This window comes from Leptospira alexanderi serovar Manhao 3 str. L 60 (assembly GCF_000243815.2).
GTDB classification, from domain to species: Bacteria; Spirochaetota; Leptospiria; order Leptospirales; family Leptospiraceae; genus Leptospira; species Leptospira alexanderi.
The window spans coordinates 87,501-105,000 of record NZ_AHMT02000001.1 but is presented as its reverse complement, the minus strand read 5'-3'; the positions used below and the strand labels follow the sequence as shown (position 1 = coordinate 105,000).

General features: G+C 38.4%; 14 protein-coding genes and 1 pseudogene (1 of these 15 running past the window's edge). 8 read left to right on the top strand and 7 right to left on the bottom strand.

Going from position 1 to position 17,500, the window contains the following annotated elements; translation table 11 throughout:
* Both LEP1GSC062_RS00470 and folP read right to left on the bottom strand, forming a co-directional pair.
* Positions 1-636 (bottom strand): annotated as a pseudogene (locus LEP1GSC062_RS00470) (IS110 family RNA-guided transposase) (it extends 437 nt beyond the left edge of the window).
* A 313-nt stretch (positions 637-949) separates the two neighbouring features.
* Positions 950-1,792, bottom strand: coding sequence for a dihydropteroate synthase (gene folP / locus LEP1GSC062_RS00465; protein ID WP_020983013.1), 843 nt, complete (start codon positions 1,790-1,792; stop codon positions 950-952).
* Between the two features lie 94 nt (positions 1,793-1,886).
* On the opposite strand from folP, the gene LEP1GSC062_RS00460 reads away from it, so the two are divergent.
* The 4 genes from LEP1GSC062_RS00460 to LEP1GSC062_RS00445 are packed head-to-tail and all read left to right on the top strand — an operon-like array spanning position 1,887 to position 6,964.
* Complete coding sequence (locus LEP1GSC062_RS00460; RefSeq protein ID WP_020983039.1) at positions 1,887-3,947, top strand: OmpA family protein; 2,061 nt, start codon at positions 1,887-1,889, stop codon at positions 3,945-3,947.
* A gap of 9 nt (positions 3,948-3,956) precedes the next feature.
* The gene (locus tag LEP1GSC062_RS00455; protein WP_010577397.1) at positions 3,957-5,105 is read left to right on the top strand and encodes a DUF1577 domain-containing protein; all 1,149 of its coding nucleotides are present in this window, start codon (positions 3,957-3,959) and stop codon (positions 5,103-5,105) included.
* A 6-nt stretch (positions 5,106-5,111) separates the two neighbouring features.
* The gene (hisS, locus tag LEP1GSC062_RS00450; RefSeq protein WP_039940699.1) at positions 5,112-6,431 is read left to right on the top strand and encodes a histidine--tRNA ligase; all 1,320 of its coding nucleotides are present in this window, start codon (positions 5,112-5,114) and stop codon (positions 6,429-6,431) included.
* Positions 6,428-6,964, top strand: a complete 537-nt coding sequence (locus tag LEP1GSC062_RS00445; protein ID WP_020983091.1) for a phosphatase PAP2 family protein — start codon at positions 6,428-6,430, stop codon at positions 6,962-6,964. Before hisS ends, LEP1GSC062_RS00445 begins: the two co-directional genes overlap by 4 nt.
* Here LEP1GSC062_RS00445 and LEP1GSC062_RS00440 read toward each other — a convergent pair.
* The 4 genes from LEP1GSC062_RS00440 to LEP1GSC062_RS00425 all read right to left on the bottom strand — a co-directional run bounded on the left by LEP1GSC062_RS00440 (position 6,923) and on the right by LEP1GSC062_RS00425 (position 11,869).
* On the bottom strand, positions 6,923-8,092 hold the full coding sequence (locus LEP1GSC062_RS00440) for a Re/Si-specific NAD(P)(+) transhydrogenase subunit alpha (RefSeq protein WP_010577395.1): 1,170 nt from the start codon (positions 8,090-8,092) through the stop codon (positions 6,923-6,925). The two genes, LEP1GSC062_RS00445 and LEP1GSC062_RS00440, sit on opposite strands and share 42 nt — an antisense overlap.
* Positions 8,093-8,170: 78 nt before the next feature.
* Positions 8,171-9,109 carry a UDP-glucuronic acid decarboxylase family protein gene (locus tag LEP1GSC062_RS00435; RefSeq protein WP_010577394.1) on the bottom strand — a complete coding sequence of 313 codons (939 nt, stop codon included), beginning with the start codon at positions 9,107-9,109 and terminating at the stop codon, positions 8,171-8,173.
* On the bottom strand, positions 9,106-9,978 hold the full coding sequence (locus tag LEP1GSC062_RS00430) for a M50 family metallopeptidase (RefSeq protein WP_020983019.1): 873 nt from the start codon (positions 9,976-9,978) through the stop codon (positions 9,106-9,108). The genes LEP1GSC062_RS00435 and LEP1GSC062_RS00430 overlap by 4 nt, the downstream gene beginning before the upstream one ends.
* Positions 9,979-10,171: 193 nt before the next feature.
* Positions 10,172-11,869, bottom strand: a complete 1,698-nt coding sequence (locus tag LEP1GSC062_RS00425; protein ID WP_010577391.1) for a methyl-accepting chemotaxis protein — start codon at positions 11,867-11,869, stop codon at positions 10,172-10,174.
* A gap of 732 nt (positions 11,870-12,601) precedes the next feature.
* Here LEP1GSC062_RS00425 and LEP1GSC062_RS00420 point away from each other — a divergent pair.
* Genes LEP1GSC062_RS00420 through LEP1GSC062_RS00405 form a run of 4 tightly spaced genes read left to right on the top strand, consistent with a single transcriptional unit; the run spans position 12,602 to position 15,267 of the window.
* Entirely contained in the window at positions 12,602-13,081 is a 480-nt protein-coding gene (locus LEP1GSC062_RS00420) for an LIC_10042 family TonB-like protein (RefSeq protein WP_020983035.1), read from the top strand.
* On the top strand, positions 13,065-13,604 hold the full coding sequence (locus tag LEP1GSC062_RS00415) for a UpxY family transcription antiterminator (RefSeq protein WP_010577389.1): 540 nt from the start codon (positions 13,065-13,067) through the stop codon (positions 13,602-13,604). The genes LEP1GSC062_RS00420 and LEP1GSC062_RS00415 overlap by 17 nt, the downstream gene beginning before the upstream one ends.
* Positions 13,588-14,556 carry a KpsF/GutQ family sugar-phosphate isomerase gene (locus LEP1GSC062_RS00410; RefSeq protein WP_010577388.1) on the top strand — a complete coding sequence of 323 codons (969 nt, stop codon included), beginning with the start codon at positions 13,588-13,590 and terminating at the stop codon, positions 14,554-14,556. The genes LEP1GSC062_RS00415 and LEP1GSC062_RS00410 overlap by 17 nt, the downstream gene beginning before the upstream one ends.
* Before the next feature lie 3 nt (positions 14,557-14,559).
* A complete protein-coding gene (locus LEP1GSC062_RS00405; protein ID WP_020983033.1) occupies positions 14,560-15,267 on the top strand; it encodes a type I 3-dehydroquinate dehydratase in 708 nt (235 codons plus the stop codon).
* 520 nt (positions 15,268-15,787) lie between these two features.
* On the opposite strand, the gene LEP1GSC062_RS00400 is transcribed toward LEP1GSC062_RS00405, so the two are convergent.
* Positions 15,788-17,290, bottom strand: a complete 1,503-nt coding sequence (locus tag LEP1GSC062_RS00400) for a tetratricopeptide repeat protein (protein ID WP_020983081.1) — start codon at positions 17,288-17,290, stop codon at positions 15,788-15,790.
* Positions 17,291-17,500 lie beyond the last annotated feature (210 nt).

Sequence of the window (17,500 nt, the reverse complement as noted above, 5' to 3'; positions counted from 1 at the left end):
TTCTCAGAGCCTCTTTAATTTCTTCTTCTATTAGTTTTAGATTTAGTTCGACTAAATCTAAAACTTTTAAGATTCGTTCTGCTTCTCTTTTGTATCGATCAGGAAGTAGAGTTACGGAAGCTTCTCTGGATGCTTTTGTTCGCAAATGCTTTTTGGTAATTTCAGTCAAACCTGCTTGAGTGAATAAACTATGAAGTCGATTTTTGCCTTGCGTTAGTTGTCTTGTCCAGTTCTCATGTTCCGTGCAAAGTCTTCGATTGTCTTCCTCTTCATCTGTGGGAATCGGAACAACCGGTAACTCTTCTATTGGAAAACGTTGAATGAGCCTGGCTATTTTAAACTGTCTTCTTTATCGGTCTTTTTTAAGGATTGATAGATCGTTGCTAAGTCTCCGGGATTCAGGACAATTACTTGAATCCCTTTGTTTAATATTGATTTTGCTATTCTAAAAGATTGAGAGCCAGCTTCTAATCCGACTATATCATTCAAGGTTAACCATTTTAGTAAATTGTTAATACCACTTTCTGTTGTACTAAATTGTCGACGTTCGAGCGAGTTCTCCGAATTGATTCGAACAACCTCTAAAGTTTTCTTTCCACAATCAATTCCTACATATTTGCCATCTTGACTTTCCATTTCTTTTCTCCTAAAATGACAGAGGGCGGAAGGTCTTAACAAAGCCCGGTGATATCACCAGCACTCCTATTCGCGGTCGACTTTGTTAAGCCGCCACACTTTGGTTTGCGGTGGCCGATTTAGATTTATCTATTGGTCGGGGTCTAAGCCCCAAAGAAGCGATCAATCTGCCACCGGCCTTCTTGACTCCGTCGAATCAAGAATATCACATTCGGAACTGTCTTACGTCCAAGAATCATACTAATCTATTGGCGCTCGACGGGATTGGGACAAGTTTTTATTTGAATTCTAATTTTTAAATCTCCAAACAATATCACAAACGAAGCAAATTCCAAATTTCTAAAGCCTGTTTCAAATTTTTCGGTTCGTGAGTTCGAATATATTCCACATTTTGAATAGAAAGATAAAGTTCCGCAATCACAGTGGCAATCTCTCGTTCATCTACTTTCAATCCTCCAAGTGCATTTCCCAAAAAGGACTTTTTCGTAACCGAAACCATCATTGGAGAAAATTCTTCCTTGAGAGTCTGAATCCTTCTTAAAACTTCGAAGCTCACTTGAAAATCGGGGCTTAAGAAAAAACCCATACCTGGATCAAAGATCAACTGTTCCTGGGTAATTCCCTCATTTAATAAAACCTTTTTTCTTTCTCGAAAGAATTTTACGATTTCGAAAATCACATTTTGTGGAGTCAGATGGGATTGCGCACCGGGACGATTCGCATGATTGTGAGAATACATCACGATAAACTTTCGATTTGTTCCGGCATATTTTGAAATTTCTCGAACGGATTCTTCATCCACAAATCCACGAATATGATTGATAAATTCAACACCCGCATCTAAAGAATTTGCGATCACTTTAGGCTGAAACGAATCCACAGAAATGCGGACTCCCTTTGCGAGCAAGTCTGGGATAAGATCTTTCATCCTCATCCATTCGGTTTCGAAACCGACTAGATTTGCCTGAATGTTGGAAGACTGAGCGCCAATATCGACTACATCTGCGCCTTGAACCAAAAGGGAATCGGCTTTTTCGGAAGAAGCTTTCGGAGTGAGATATTTTCCTCCGTCTGAAAACGAATCTTCGGTAATGTTCAACACTCCGAAGATCGTGGGAGAATACGTCGCAGAATTCAAATCGTACTTACTTTCCATCTTTAAAAACTCGGATACAAAACCGATACTCTAAAAGAGATTCTGGAATTAAACTAAAAACGGCAACTCTTCTACTTTCTTTTCGGAGCGGTTCATGCGTCCTTTTTTTAAATCGATTTTTCTTTTGACCTTTTGTATCTTTTCACCCGTTTTTTCTCAACCTCTGCCGGATCTTCCGGAAAAACAATTCGGACAACCTCTCAATACACAGAACGACGAATACAATCCGATCATTAGTCCCGACGGAAGATTTATAGTATTCCAATCCAATCGCCCAGGCGGAGAAGGCGGGATGGATCTTTGGATTTCTGAGAATGTTCGCTTTTTAGATAAGGAGATTCCGGCGGAATGGACTAAACCCGTAAACATGAATCAAAATATTCGGGAAGAATTAAAACGCCCTTCCGTTCCAGGTGTTCGTAAGCCGAATCTTTTCAATTCGAACGCATTCGAAGGTGGTGTTTCCATTTTATTCGATTCAAACAATGCTCCTTCGGAAATTTATTTTACTTCGACGTTGAATCCCGCAATCGGACGCTCCGGTTTCGAAGGCCTGAATATTTATAGAACGATTAAGGATAAAAAAACCGGAAGATGGACCGACCCCGAACATCTCAGTGAAATTAATTCAAACTTCAACGAGAAGATGCCCGCTATTTCTCCCGATGGAAATTTTTTGATCTTTTCTTCGGATCGTCCGGGAGGTTACGGTGATTTCGACCTTTGGATTACGGTCCGAAATCCGAAAAACGGAAGTTGGTCTCAGCCGAAAAATTTAGGCTCTCCTCTCAACTCTTCAGAAAGCGAAATTCTTCCTTTTATCCATCAAGATGGAGAACAACTTTATTTCAGCTCTAATCGAGAAGACGAAAGAAAGAAATTTAAGATCTTTAGAATATTCCTAAGATATAAATCCGCGTTAGACGGCATGCTAGAAGACGAAGAGGAAACGGAAGAAATCCCTAAATCCAAGCAAATCGAAACTCCAATTCCAAAAGTAGATCAATCCTCTTTGCTGCTGCTTCCTAAGCCGTTTAACACAGATAAATGGGAAGTTTACGATAATGAGGGAATCAGTTTTGATAAGGACGGAATTTGGGCTTATATTTCTTCTAACCGAGCGGGTGGGGAAGGCCAATTCGATATCTACCGTTTTCAAGTCCCGGAATCTCTTCGCAACTCCTACGTTTTGAACTTTAAAGGATTAGTTTTGGACGGTTCTGAAAAAACAATGATCGGATTAGATTCTACTTTAAAAATCTACGACGAAAATAAACCGGCAAGCGTAATCACCTCGAAAAGAATCGGTGGCGATCTGACCAAAGGGAAACCTTCGAATTTTGCCACAACTCTTCAAACCGGAAGAGTTTATAAAGTGGAAATCAGTTCTCCTGGCTTTCATCCTCAGGAAGATATTCTAGACCTTCGAGGAAACATAGGCAAAAATCGAAAGATCTACAGAACGTATGTCCTCCTACCGATTCAAACCGGAGAAGGAAAAACGGAAGAAACGAAAGTTGAAGCTGTAGACAATCAAAAACCTAGTTCGGCCGCTATGAAAGTAATCGTAGCAGACGCGTCCACAAAACAAATCATTCCGGACGCGAAGGTTACTCTTTTTACACCGATAAACCGCAAGGGAGAATCTCTCGTTCAGGAAACAGACAAAAAATCATTTTTGATAAATCGACTACCCGAAAGTGATTTTGAATTATTTGCTACAGCCCCGAAATATATTTCCGAAAGTATCAACATTATTCAAAAAGATATTTCTAAAAACGGAATTGTGACTATTTATCTCAGAGCAGAAAACGACGTAAACCCAATCTATAATCTACGAGTTTACTTCGAATTTAATAAAACAAAAATCACGAACGAGAATAAAAAGTTATTAGATTCACTTGTAAATTATCTTTTGAAAAATGCGTCCGATAAAATTGAAATCGGGGGACATACCGATAACGTAGCCTCCAAAGAATACAATACTAGACTGAGTGCCAAAAGAGCCCGTAACGTTTATGAATATTTTCTTTCAAAAGGGATCTCGGAAAAACGAATGAAAATAAGGGCTTACTGGTATTCACAACCGGACGCAGACAATGAAACAGAAACCGGAAGAGCAAAAAATAGAAGAGTTGGTTTTCGAAAACTCTAAGGAGTTTTTATGAGCGCGCAATTCCAAACGCATCTGCAAGCTCAAAGGTCTTGGGAAACGATCCAAGATTTGAGCAAGATCAAATACATTCTCAAGGAATATATTCACTTTCAAGGATTACTGGTCAAAGAATCCCCTTTTCATCAAGAATTAAACCCGATAGAAATTCGTGAAGACGGCACCTTTGTTTTCCCCATCGATTCGACTTTAACCAACGTAAACGACGAACTCGTGCTGTATAGGACCCTTTCCAAACATATCGAGATCAGTTTTGATGTGATCGAAAAAACCGATACTCAAATCATATGCAAGCCGATCTTCGCAAAAATCGCAAAAACAAAAAGAGTGTCTCCCCGCATCGAAGGACTGATGGGAAAAGTCATAGCTCATAAATTTCTAATTCCCAGAAAAGAATTAGATATCACTAAAGTGTTGGGAACCTCAGGACAAATCATACTCAATGACTTAAATCGTAAGGTAAAACAGATTTATCCATTTTCCAAACTAGTTTTTAATTCCTCCAAAGAACTTACACCCGAAGAAGAATTGGTAAAGAAATACAAAAGACCAATCTACATTCGAGATACATCCACTTTGGACTCAACGTCGGAAGGAGAATTTGCAAACTTAAATTTACTCCCGATCAAAGAAACCCTTCAAGAAGAATTAATTCTGGAAGACAGACTTCGTTTTTTCAAAAGCAGCAAAACTCGTTCTCTTCTTATATACCCGATTCTATTTAGGAGCGGGGGAGAAACTCAAATATTTGCTATGGGAGTAATCGAATCGAGCGAAGGTCCGATTTCGAACAAAGTCATTCCGCTTTACAAAGAAATGGAGGAAATCTTCAATTCCAAAATGGGAGATTCTAATACGAAATCTTTGGACAAAAGGCAAAACATCTTGAATATATCGGAAGGAGGAGTTCTTCTTGAGGTAACAGACCCGGAACTGATCGAATCCTTTTTACACAAACCTGTTTTTACGGCGGATATTACATTTAAGATGCAAGCCCCTCTGCGATTCGCATTTCATATCCGACATATTTCCCAAGCCGGAGAAATCTATCACGTAGGAGCAGAAATAGTTGGCTCCAACGATGCTAAAGCAAATATGACTCTATTGAAGAAAAATATGAACTTCATTAAGACTCAGTAATTTGCCTTGGAAAACCAAAAAACCTTTTTAACAACAGCCCCATACAAGGGGACAAGGGACTTTTATCCGGAGGAAATGCGCCTCCGGAATTGGATGTTTTCCGTTATGCGGGAGACCGTCTTGTCTTTCGGTTATCAGGAATACGACGGACCCATTCTCGAATCCTTCGATCTTTATAAAGCCAAAAGCGGCGAAGAAATCGTAGAACGACAATTATATGATTTTATCGATAAGGGTGAAAGAAGAGTCGCGATTCGCCCTGAAATGACTCCTACTCTTGCGAGAATGGTTGCGGGAAATCTCCGAAATCTTCCCAGACCAGTTCGTTGGTTTTCTATTCCGAACTTGTGGAGATACGAACAACCGGGCAAAGGAAGACTCCGAGAACACTGGCAATTGAATGTAGATCTTTTCGGAGTAGATACACACCGTGCCGAACTTGAAATTCTTTTGATCGCGGATTCGATTCTAAAAAAATTCGGAGCACCTACAGGAAGTTATCAGATTAAGGTTTCTCATAGAAAGCTTTTAGACAGTTTTTTAAAAAATTCCCTCAAACTCAACGACCATCAAGTCCACGGAGTTTCCAAACTTTTAGATAAAAAATCCAAAATTTCCCCGGAAGCTTTCGAAGCCGAAATAAAACCGTTGTTGAACAACTTTAACGAACAATTTTCTCTTATCGAAACCTACCTTGCTTCCAATTTAGAAACCGTCTCTACAGTCCCTGGAGTCGACCCGGATTCCATTTATTTCATTCGAAATTTATTTCAAGAGCTAGGCGAACTTGGAATCGATAAACAACTTGTATTTGATCCTTCTATCATCCGGGGATTCGATTATTACACCGGATGTATCTTCGAAGTATTCGATACGAATCCGGAAAACAGAAGATCATTGTACGGCGGAGGAAGATACGATAACCTCATCGGATTGTTCTCCAAAGAACAATTATCCGGAATTGGTTTCGGGTTAGGCGACGTAACTCTAAAAAACTTCTTAGAAGGTCATAATCTTATCCCGAATTTAAACAGAGAAAAAACCCTTTTCCTTCCAATTATGGACGAATCTATTTTTGTGGACACTTTCAAACTTTCGAAAGAACTCCGTGAAAATGGAATCCTCACCGAAACGATGCTAGACTCTGCAAAAATCGGAAAACAAATTCAGATCGCGGAAAAAAAAGGTTATCGTTATGTATTGTTTCTTGGAGAATCGGAAATTCGCACGGAAACAGTTCAAATCAAAGACCTAGTTTCGGGAGAACAAAAAAGTCTTCCAAGAAAAGGACTTTCGGACATTCTCAAAAAAGACTTTCAACTTTGATAGATATCGTAGACCAAATCGATTTTTCACTCTCTACTTGGATTCGGACAAAACTCCATAATCCTAAGATGAGTCATATTCTTTCCAAAATCAATCGGGGAGAAATATTTCTACTTATCCTTCTCCCCTTTTTTTATTTAAAGAACGATCTCCCGATCGTTTGGTATTGGGTTTTGATTTTTACAGGTTTGGTGACTTATGCAAATGATCGTTTTGTTCTTTTTTTAAAAAAACTCATCGCAAGAAAAAGACCTTTGATCACCGTCGCCGGAAAGGTGGATTCAAACCCGGACATGAAACACTCGTTTCCTTCCGCTCACGCGGCGAATTCCATGACTGCGGTTTTGATTCTTGTACTTTTGTTTAAATTTTCTCCGGCTTTGATCTTGATCAGTTTTTTAGCCGGAGTGGGAAGACTACTTTCTCTCCATCACTTCGTAAGCGGTGTGATCGGCGGTTGGATGATCGGAACAATTTTCGGTTTTTTCGGTTTATTTCTTGGCAACGCTCTTCTTAGGTTTTGTTGCTCCTGATTTCGACCCTAAAGCATCTAACGTAAGCTTATGACGAATTTCCCCCTTATAAACAATCGTTGTGGAAGAAAGAATTTCGTCATTCAGATCGTGATTGATCTTTTTATCTTTAATCAATAGTTTAAGAAAATTTAATACGTTTTTACTGAACATTTTTGAAGCGTCCGCTGGAATCGAGCCCGCAAGATTTCTATGACCGATTACCGTTACCCCTCTCGAAGTGGTTACATTTTGTCCATGTTTCGTATATTCGCAATTTCCTCCCATGGAAGACGCAAGATCCACAATTACGGAACCGGATTTCATATTATCTACAATCTTCTTCGTAATCAATAAAGGAGCCTTTTTTCCCGGAATCAATGCTGTCGTTATAATTACGTCCGCTTTCTGAGCGTATTTATCGATGACTTCTTGCTGGCGTTTTTTGTATTCTTCAGTTTGTTCTACCGCGTAACCACCGGCCGCAGCGGAATGCGAAGCGCCTTCCACTTCCACGAACTTTGCACCAAGAGAATGAACTTGCTCTTTTACTTCCGGTCTTGTATCGAATACATCCACTACCGCACCCAATCTCCTGCTGGAAGCGATCGCTTGTAGACCTGCGACTCCAGCTCCAATGATCAACACAGAAGCAGGCGTGATCGTTCCGGCCGCAGTCGTAAGCATTGGGAAAAATCTAGCTAAATGAGAAGCCGCAAGTAGCACCGCTTTGTAGCCAGCAACTGTCGCTTGGGAAGAAAGAACATCCATCGACTGAGCTCTTGTAATTCTTGCGATCGCATCCAAACTTAAAACTTCCACTTTTTTAGCGGCGAGTTTTTGGATGGCCGATGCATTTATCGCGGGTTGGAACATCCCGAGATAAATCGTTCCCGGTTTAATCTTTGCTAATGTTGCAGGATCTGCGAGGTGAATACTCACTATAATATTGGATTTGCCAATAATATCTTGGCGAGATACGAGATTTGCTCCGGCTTTTTTATAATCTTCATCGTGATAATAAGATTGTTCCCCAGCACCTTTTTCAACAAGGACAGCCGCCCCAATTTTCTTCAATGTATCTACGATGTCGGGAGTTACAGATACTCTCGTTTCTTCTTTAGCTTCTTTTAGAATTCCAATATTCATAATTCATTCCCGATGATCAATCAATAGCGTGTTCCGAACTCGCTTGGTAAAGTACGTCCAGAATTTCTTTGTATAAATTTAATCCAAGTTATTTTTGAAGTATTCGATGGTTTTCCGAATTCCTTCCACAAGAGGAACCTTTGGTTCGAACCCTAGTCGTTGTTTTGCGAGAGTTAAATCGGGTTTTCTACGCGCCGGGTCGTCCTGAGGCAATGGCTTGTGAACGATTTTGGACGCAGAGCCCGTTTCTTTCAAAACCAATTCGGCTAATTCACGAACGGTAAACTCTCCATCGTTTCCGAGATTCACTGGACCATTAAAACCTTCGATATTCATCATACGAATGATCCCATCAACCAAATCATCCACATAACAGAAAGAACGGGTTTGTTCACCTTCTCCATACAATGTTATGTCTTCTTTTTTAAGTGCTTGCACGATAAAATTGCTAACCACTCTTCCGTCGTTTGGAAGCATTCTAGGTCCGTATGTATTGAAAATTCGAATCACACGAATATCCACTTTATGATTTCTCTGATAATCAAAGCAAAGAGTCTCCGCGACTCGTTTTCCTTCGTCGTAACAACTTCTGATTCCGATCGGATTTACATTTCCCCAATACGTTTCTTTTTGCGGATGCTCCAACGGGTTCCCATAAACTTCGCTAGTGGACGCTTGAAGAATTTTAGCTTTCACTCTTTTTGCAAGACCGAGCATATTCATCATACCTAAGGCGTTCGTCTTGATCGTCTTAATCGCGTTGGATTGATAGTGAACCGGACTTGCAGGACAAGCCATATTGTAGATCTGATCAACTTCGAGCTTGATCGGATCCGTTATATCATGTCTGATAAATTCGAACTTGGGATCGTTCAAAAGTTTTTGAATGTTCTTCTTTCTTCCGGTATGCAAATTATCCAAACAGATGATTTCGTTACCTTCTTTCAAAAGCCTTTCGCACAGATGAGATCCGATAAATCCAGCACCGCCAGTGATTAATATTCTTCGTTGATTCATAATTCTTCTTTTTCCAAAAACTCCGTCGGCAAGGGTTTTCCGTTTAAATCAAGTCCCTTACTGAAAAACCATTCCATAACTTCGGGAGTTACTTCTCCCGGAAACGGTACTTCCGTATTTTCGTTCTCTTGGAAAGAATTTTCTGTTTGTGGAACTTCTTGCTCTTGAAGACTTGATTGGAAAACTTTTTTAATAGATACAAATATGATGGATAAGCTAAAAAAGGACCAAAGGAGAGCAATCAAATATCCCAAGACGATCACGGATTTCGGAACTCCCTGTGTAGGATTTGCTCCCGTAATCCACGCCGCCATAATCCCCGCATCCGTATACGCGATGTTTCCGGTAAAATCCAAAAGATCGTACAAACTATAAAGAGAAATACTCGTTCCTATAAAAACAAGAACGAATCGATTGATTTTAAGATTGAAAAATCCAAGTATCACAAATCCTAAACCCCAAAGAATTCCGATATATTGAGCGAGATTTCCGGGTTTGGAATAAGAAATCGTCATGAGCAAAAGAATCGTTCCGAAGGAAATCAAGGTCGGGCGTATCATCTTTCCGGAAAAACCCCGGTTTAATAAAAAACCTCCCATCAAACAAGACCCCAAATATCCAGCAGATACTACGAAAATAAAAGAGCTGGTTCCAGAACTTGGTATCGCTATGGTTTCTCCTGATTCATTTCCGTGAAGTTCGATCGTATGAACCGAACCTCCGGTCAACAAAGCGGCAACCGCATGACCGATTTCATGAATGAAAACGACAAAGTCTTTTAGATAACCGACAAGACGATGATCCCAAAAGGAAAAAAGTGTGAGCACTATGGAAATAAAAATCGTCAGTCTGAGAAACCGATTCCCCATTGGTCTATTTATCGGTAGATTTTTTTATTTCCGAGAAAAATTAAAGCCCGTCTCAAAACCTCAAAATGTAGGAACTACTACAATTTTAAACGACGGGAAAAACCGTCAATACGACGTTAATCGTGGAAACTACTGCATTTTTTTAGAAACTTGCCGAACGTTTAGAGATATTTTTTGAGGTTTTAAAATGGGCCTAAGACGTTTTAAAATGTTTTAGAATTTCATACAACTTTGTCGCTTTGAGAATCGATTCGTCCACAAGTTGTTTTATCTCTTTCGAAGTTCTAGCAATGGATTCGGAATTTTCCGCAATATTCTGCATCGATAAAGAAATTTCTTCAGAAGCGGTTTTTTGAAACCCGGAAGATTCGCTTACAGTTTCACCGAGTCGACTGACTTGATCTGTATTTTTTCTGATCTCAGCTAGTTTCTCCACTTGAGCAAACAGAGACGCTGTTACGATCGTCGCAGAAGAATTCACTTCGCTAATATAATCCGTAAGCTGACTAACGATAGTTAGAGATCTTTGAAACTTTTCCGCTCCAAGATCGACTGCTTTCGTAGTATTGTCGATTAGGGTGATAATATCCTTAATTGATTTTCGAGTCTGATCTGCTAATTTTGATATCTCTTCCGCCACTACGCTAAAACCTTTTCCCGCTTCGCCCGCTCTTGCGGATTCGATGGATGCGTTCAATGATAACAAATTCGTTTTTTCCGAAATCCAAGTGATAATTCCGACGATCTTTGAAATTCCGTTAGAATATTCCTTAATTTCGTTCATTGCGAGAATCGCCCTTTCGAATGTTTCTTCGCTTTGAGAAGCCTTTTGTTTTATGGAAGTAGTTTGAGAAGCAAGACTATTCATTGATTTAGATACGTTTTGAATCGATTCGTTTACTTTTCCGATCCCATCGTTGATTGCAGTTAAACTAGACGATTGCAAATGAATCGATTTTACGATTCCATCCAAAGTTGAAGACAACTCCTGCGACGCAGATGCGGTCTCTTCCACGGAAGCGGCCTGATCGTGGGTTTTTAATTGAAATTGTTCGGTCGACTCAGAAAGATATCGATAAAGTTCTTGATTCTTTTCGAAATTCTCTTTGATCTGAACCAACAATCCCCAAATGCTGATTACAAGTATACGAAGGCCGGAATGAATTTCAAATATTTCGGAACTTCCTTTTCTTTCGGGAATTTCTATGAGAAAGTTTCCAGATACGATCTCTTTTTGAATTGAAATGACTTCGCGGATCCCTTTTCGATAATTCAGAATCGTCTTTACCAAAAGAAGCACTCCAATCGTTCCACAGACAATACCAAAGACGGGTAAAAAAAACAAACCGTTTCGGATCCATTCGAAATTTGCGAACAGCAAAGGAACAAAAACGAATAAAACATATAAAACGATTCTTCCAGAAAGTCCTAATTTTTTGAATAACGCTCGAATACCCGCGCTTAGTTTCCAGAAGAACGACTTCGTATTCCGTAGTTCGTCGAAAAGAATTTCCGCTCTTTGGATTTGTTTCTGAGTCGCTTTTTTTCGGACAGACATATAACCAGATACGATACCCTCACTCATCACCGGAGTAATGGTGGCATCTACCCAATAATAATCTCCCGACTTCGCTCGGTTTTTTATAACCCCACTCCAAGGATTCCCTCCTTTGATTGTTTCCCACATTTCTCGAAATACCTCAGAAGGAACGGCCGGATGGCGGATAAGATTGTGAGATTCACCTATCATTTCTCTTTCGGAAAAACCACTAATATGTGCAAAGTCTTGACTTACATATGAGATTCTCCCTTTAGCATCCGTACGTGAAATTAGAACCGCGTTGGTAGGTACTTCTACCTCTTGATTTGTAACCGGAAGATTTTTTCTCATTCAAAATCCTTATTCATTACATAAAAAATAAGTACCAAGTAGTTAAAAGAAAAATTTCAAATAACTATGAAAAAGAAATGAACATAGAAAGTTAACCAGAACAAATAAAAGTCACATGAAATAATTAATAAAATTGAATATGCTATAGACTTGTTTTCATTTCTTATATTTAAGTAGTTTAAATATATAATCTATCAAAGTTAGATACGCGCTCATGGCCCTTAAGGAGTGCGGATTTTTCACGACATGCGCTGTTTTCTTGATTTGAATCATGATTGTTTTTAATTTTAACGTAACGTTTTCTTAGAGTTCTTTGCATAGATTTCATACGTTAATTATAAAATCTACCCTGAAAGCCTCTTTACTTTGATTAGCCTTTACAAAGTTTTTAAGTTGATTCATAAAAGATTAACGCTTTGAGATGGTTCTAACTGATTTTTGCAAATTACTACTTATATCTACAAAAATAAGTACCAAAATTTAGAGTCTGCCCCAAACCCGTCGAGTGAGACGCCTGAGTTGTTAGGACTTTACATGTTTCGAGTCCTTCAAAGATACGATCAACCAAGCAATTATTTATTTCATTTACTAAGATAAAACAATACATCCTTTCGATTGGATAAGCTCAAAACAAATTCATAACTCGTTTGTGATGTTCGATAAAATGTCCAAATCCAAATAAAACTTTTCATAGATATTTACAATATTGGTCTATATCAAAAGGATAGGTTTATGAGCGCTAAGCTTTCTTTTTTTATCTCCGGTTCATTTCATATTTTATTATTTCTTTTTTTTTCTACGACTTTCTTTAAATTTCCACAAACTGAGGATTTAAAAATCCATCTCCAAAAGGGAGTAAGTCAAAGCGTAACTCTGAGTTTTTTACAAGAAGGTGTGGGTGAAAATTCCAAATCTTTTATGTCTGAAAATTCGAATAACGTGGGGACTTTACAAAAAGAAATTGAAAAATTTAAGAATGAAATTCACTTTCCGCAAGGAGCTCTCGACCAAAGACTGGAATCGGATTGTTCTTGGGAAGTAAGAATAAAATCTGACGGAAAAGGCGAAATTTTCAAAACTCTTCACCCTTGTAAATATTCGATCTTCGAAGTCGAATTCAATAGGGCCCTGAGAACTTGGAAATTCGATCTTAAAGAGGGAACAAGCCTGATCATTCCGGTTTCCTTTAAAGTATATGATAGAGAATTCTGAAGTCAACGAATGGTATGCTCTTTATACCAATCCTAGAGCTGAAAAAAAATTAAAACGATTACTCCAAGAAAGAAAAATCGAATGCTTTCTTCCTTTAATTTCTAAAAAGAAAAAATGGTCCGACCGTTGGAAAGTCGTCGAAGAGCCGATGTACCCTTCTTATATTTTCGTAAAAATCTCATTTTTTCAAGACAGAGTCAAAATTTTACAATTACCCGGAGCGCACCATTTCGTATTCTACGCTGGAAAACCCTACGTAATTCCAGACGAAGATCTTAACTTAGTTCGGATTTTTTTGGAAACATACCCGGACAGAATTCAAGTTGAAATCCAGGAAAGACTTCTTCCGGGCAAAAAGATTCTCATTCAAGAAGGGCCTTTTGCGGGATTTAAAGCCGAAATTATCCAGAGAAAAAACGAGGAACAAATCATCGTCAAATTTCCTGGAATGAATTTGATGACTTCGGTAACTTTGGATGTAAAAACGTTAAAATTGGAGGAAACCCTTGGATCCAATTTTTGAAAAGATAGAAAAAGCAATTGATACGGAAATAGAATCCATTCTCCATTTTAGAAAAAATTTAGATCCCTCAATCAAACAAGCGATCGAACTGATTCTCCAATCCAAAGGAAAACTGATCGTGACCGGTGTCGGTAAATCCGGGGACGTCGGTAAAAAAATCTCTTCTACGTTATCTTCAACGGGAACACCTTCCATTTTTTTACATCCCGCCGACGCAGCTCATGGAGACGCGGGTATCATTTCTAGCGAAGACGTAATTATCGCAATCGGCAAGTCGGGTGAAAGCGAAGAATTGTTAAATCTAATCCCTACAATCAAAAACATCGGCGCAAAACTAATTTCGATGACGGCTAATGTCGAATCCAAACTTGCAAAAGAATCCGACATCGTTTTAATAACTCCCGTTTTAAAAGAGGCTTGTCCTCTCGAATTAGCCCCCACTTCCAGCACTACGATCGCTTTGATTTTGGGAGATGCGATTGCCATGTGTTTGATGGAGTTGAAAAATTTCAAAAAAGAAAATTTTGCGCTCTATCATCCCGCGGGACGCCTCGGTAAACGCCTAAGTTTAAAAATAGATGACGTTATGCGAAATGGAAAAGACCTAGCAAAAGTATTACCGGACGCTAAATTAGAAGATATACTCACTGAGATTACCGTAAAGAGGCAAGGCGCTACGGGAGTTACGGATTTATCTGGAAAACTTCTGGGAATCATTACAGACTTTGACATTCGTAAAAAATTGAAAGAAGGTAAACTGGATCCTTCCATTTCAGCAGAGCAATTGATGAATCCGAATCCCACTATGTTTCAATCTGGATCGAACGCTTATGAAGTTTTGAGACAAATGGAATCCAGGCCGAATCCGATTTCGGTCGCACCGATCGTAGATGATTTTAGAAAATTGATCGGAATCGTTTCCATCCACGATCTTTTGCAAAAAGGTCTTTAATTCATGAACATTCGAGAATTTAAAATCGTTCTTACGATAAACGAAGACGAATTTTTTTCTCTTGAAAAACATCCTGCTTGCGATTGGATCGAAATTCGTCTCGACCTATTTTCTCCGAAAAACATTGGACAAAAACTCGCGGATAAAATCGAAAAATTGAGCGCGAAATGTATTTTCACTTACAGACAAGCAGGCGACACCGATCAAGTTACGTCGTCTAAAAAAGAAGAATTCGATTTTTATCAAGTAGTTTCTAGAATCGATCCTAAGAATCATTATCTTGACTTGGAATTAAATCGCTCCAACGATCTTTTTAAAATATACGCAGACGGTAGTTTCGGTTTAGTGCGATCCGTTCATAAATTCGACGGAATTTTGTCGGAACAAGAAATCAGGGATTGGATTCATAAGGATCCTTACTTAGAAAGAAAAAAGTACAACTCAATCCTTCCTTTAGTTTATAAATTTGCCGTATTTCCGAATTCTACTCACGAACTGACAGAGTTTCTCTTCTCTTTTAGGAAGGTTGCAAACGAATTCGAAAAATCAAATATACTTTTCACAGGAATCTGTATGGGACCTTTAGGAATAATTTCAAGAGTGTTCCCCGATTCTTTCGGCTCTATTTTCACTTATTGTTGCTTGAACGAACCGAAAGCGCCCGGTCAAGTGGACTTGAATTCTTTAATCCGACTGAGAAATCTACTTTAACATTTTCTTATCCGCGATCGCAGTAGTTGGAACGACATCCATAATATTTCTCGTAAGAAGACTATCCAATTGTCGTCAATTCAAGAAAAGGGTAAAATACGAACCGAACTTTCTATTCGTATTGATAAGATCTTATCCGCAAGTATGGCGGAATTCCCCTAAGAATGTAGGAGCTCCTATAGGAATTAAACAACAAAAAGATTGCTCTAAAATTCACAAATTATCTAAGAGGACACAATCTGTGGGAACTACCGCGTTTCATTGAAAATTTAACGAATGATTATAGCTGATTTCTTTCAAGGTTTCGGGATAAATGCTTGCATCTAACTCATCTCTTTCAAACCCGAAAGGGGCCCATCCATTTTGCATAAAACACTTTCTAATAGTAGAATCTAACTACAAAATTGTTTCCCGTATAGGATTTACAAATGTAAATTCGTTTGTTTTCTGTTTATAACGAAAGTTATCAAAGACCTTACATAATTTTAAGGATGATTTTTAAGAGGCTCTACAATAAGATTTAAGTCTTATCCAAAGCCTGAGAATTTTGATTCGTTTCTTGATTCGATCCCTTAGTCTCTAAAAAAGATTTAAAGGAAGATTTTTCCTTGAACCGCTCGAATTCTTTTTCTTCCGCCGCGGCCGACCAAATTTCTGGTTTCATATTTGCGGCTTTACGTATATATTCCATAGTCTTTTCAAGATCGTCCTTATTCGCATAACATTTTGCTAATAAGTAATACGCGCCTGAGGAACCGTTTACTTTTACTAAAAGTAAAATCGCTTGATCTACCTTTCCGGTATAATAATAAGCTTTACCCAGATAAAAACGATATTCTCTTTCCTCTTCCTCAGAAACTTGAACAGAATGAAAATAACGAAGGGCTTTTGTGTATTCTCCATGATTCGTATAGTAACGGGCTAATTTTAAAATTCCGTCGTTGTAAACATCGGGCAAATTCTTAAACTCGGGATTTTCTTTTTCCAGTTTGGAGGCAATTTCCTTTAATATGGCATATCCTTCATTTTCTTCCTTATTTTGAATTTTGCAAAGGGCCAAGTACATTCGAATCTCATGTGTCCTTTCACCGAATTCAAGCGCCTTCTCTGCAGTTTTAATCGAATTTTCGCAATCTTTAATCTCGTATTTAAGTTTCGTCAACCCGATTAAAGGTTGGATCGTGCCGTTTACAGCGTAAGATTTTCTATAGTATTTTACCGCCTCTTCATAATGCTTCATTTTATGATATGCAACTGCTTGGTTTAAATTTGTATAATATAACATTTTAGGATTGTTCATTCCGATCTTATCCTCGAGTTTATCTAAAACCTCAAGAGCTTCCGAGTATTTTTCAAGACGAATGAGAATAACACCGTATTTATAAAGATAATCATCTTTTTCGGGAAAGTCCCTCACAAGTTCTTCCAAAAGATTTTCTGCCTGTTGAAACTTTTTATGATTTGCATAAACAAGAGAAAGATTCCAACGAGCGGAAACGTCGTTCGGTTCTTTTTTAAGAATTTTAAGATAATCCTCTTCCGTATTCGGTCCATCAATCTCCGATTCTTCCGTATGTTTTTTAGGACGATGATGCACCACGTGACCGGAAGAAAGTCTTTCCTCCGCAGTAGCTTTTATTTTCTGAATATGAGTTAAATCTGGATCAATTCTCAAAAGTCGATTTGAGTAAGAAATCACCTCATGATAATCCCTTTGATAGTTAAAATAGAGGATGATTTTTTGATAGCAGTTAACCAAATCCTTTTTAGGTAAACTAAGACTGACTGCTTTTTTAAAACTTTGAATGGATTTGGGATAATCCTTTCTATATTCGTAGATATAACCCATGTACATCCAAGCTTCACCGGAAGCCGGATTTGCATCGTTAAACTTTTGGAACTCGTCCATGGCTTTGGAAAAGTCCTTTTTTGCATAAGCCTTTTTACCTTCTTTCAAATCGGCATACAGCGAAGTTAAGAAAGAACACAAAAAAATCGAAAAAAACAAAATTCGAAAAGCCATAGAACCAAATATCGAAAAGGAAATCTTTTTTAAAAGTGAATTTATAGTCTCTTTTTGGTTTATAATAAATTTCCTAAAAAGACCTTACTTTATCCCTAAACATGTTCACATATTATAAACTATTTTGTAATAAGTTCAATTTTCCCGACCTTTTTAACGCAAGGGACTAAAAAGCTCGAAGTGCCAAATTGTAGCATCCTAGAAAAAGTT

Coding starts and splice junctions, on each gene's coding strand:
- LEP1GSC062_RS00400 (WP_020983081.1), bottom strand. CDS start 17,290: ATGGCTTTTCGAATTTTGTTTTTTTCGATTTTTTTGTGTTCTTTCTTA.
- LEP1GSC062_RS00425 (WP_010577391.1), bottom strand. CDS start 11,869: ATGAGAAAAAATCTTCCGGTTACAAATCAAGAGGTAGAAGTACCTACC.
- LEP1GSC062_RS00405 (WP_020983033.1), top strand. CDS start 14,560: ATGAACATTCGAGAATTTAAAATCGTTCTTACGATAAACGAAGACGAA.
- LEP1GSC062_RS00440 (WP_010577395.1), bottom strand. CDS start 8,092: ATGAATATTGGAATTCTAAAAGAAGCTAAAGAAGAAACGAGAGTATCT.
- LEP1GSC062_RS00415 (WP_010577389.1), top strand. CDS start 13,065: ATGATAGAGAATTCTGAAGTCAACGAATGGTATGCTCTTTATACCAAT.
- LEP1GSC062_RS00430 (WP_020983019.1), bottom strand. CDS start 9,978: ATGGGGAATCGGTTTCTCAGACTGACGATTTTTATTTCCATAGTGCTC.
- LEP1GSC062_RS00460 (WP_020983039.1), top strand. CDS start 1,887: ATGCGTCCTTTTTTTAAATCGATTTTTCTTTTGACCTTTTGTATCTTT.
- LEP1GSC062_RS00420 (WP_020983035.1), top strand. CDS start 12,602: ATGAGCGCTAAGCTTTCTTTTTTTATCTCCGGTTCATTTCATATTTTA.
- folP (WP_020983013.1), bottom strand. CDS start 1,792: ATGGAAAGTAAGTACGATTTGAATTCTGCGACGTATTCTCCCACGATC.
- LEP1GSC062_RS00455 (WP_010577397.1), top strand. CDS start 3,957: ATGAGCGCGCAATTCCAAACGCATCTGCAAGCTCAAAGGTCTTGGGAA.
- LEP1GSC062_RS00435 (WP_010577394.1), bottom strand. CDS start 9,109: ATGAATCAACGAAGAATATTAATCACTGGCGGTGCTGGATTTATCGGA.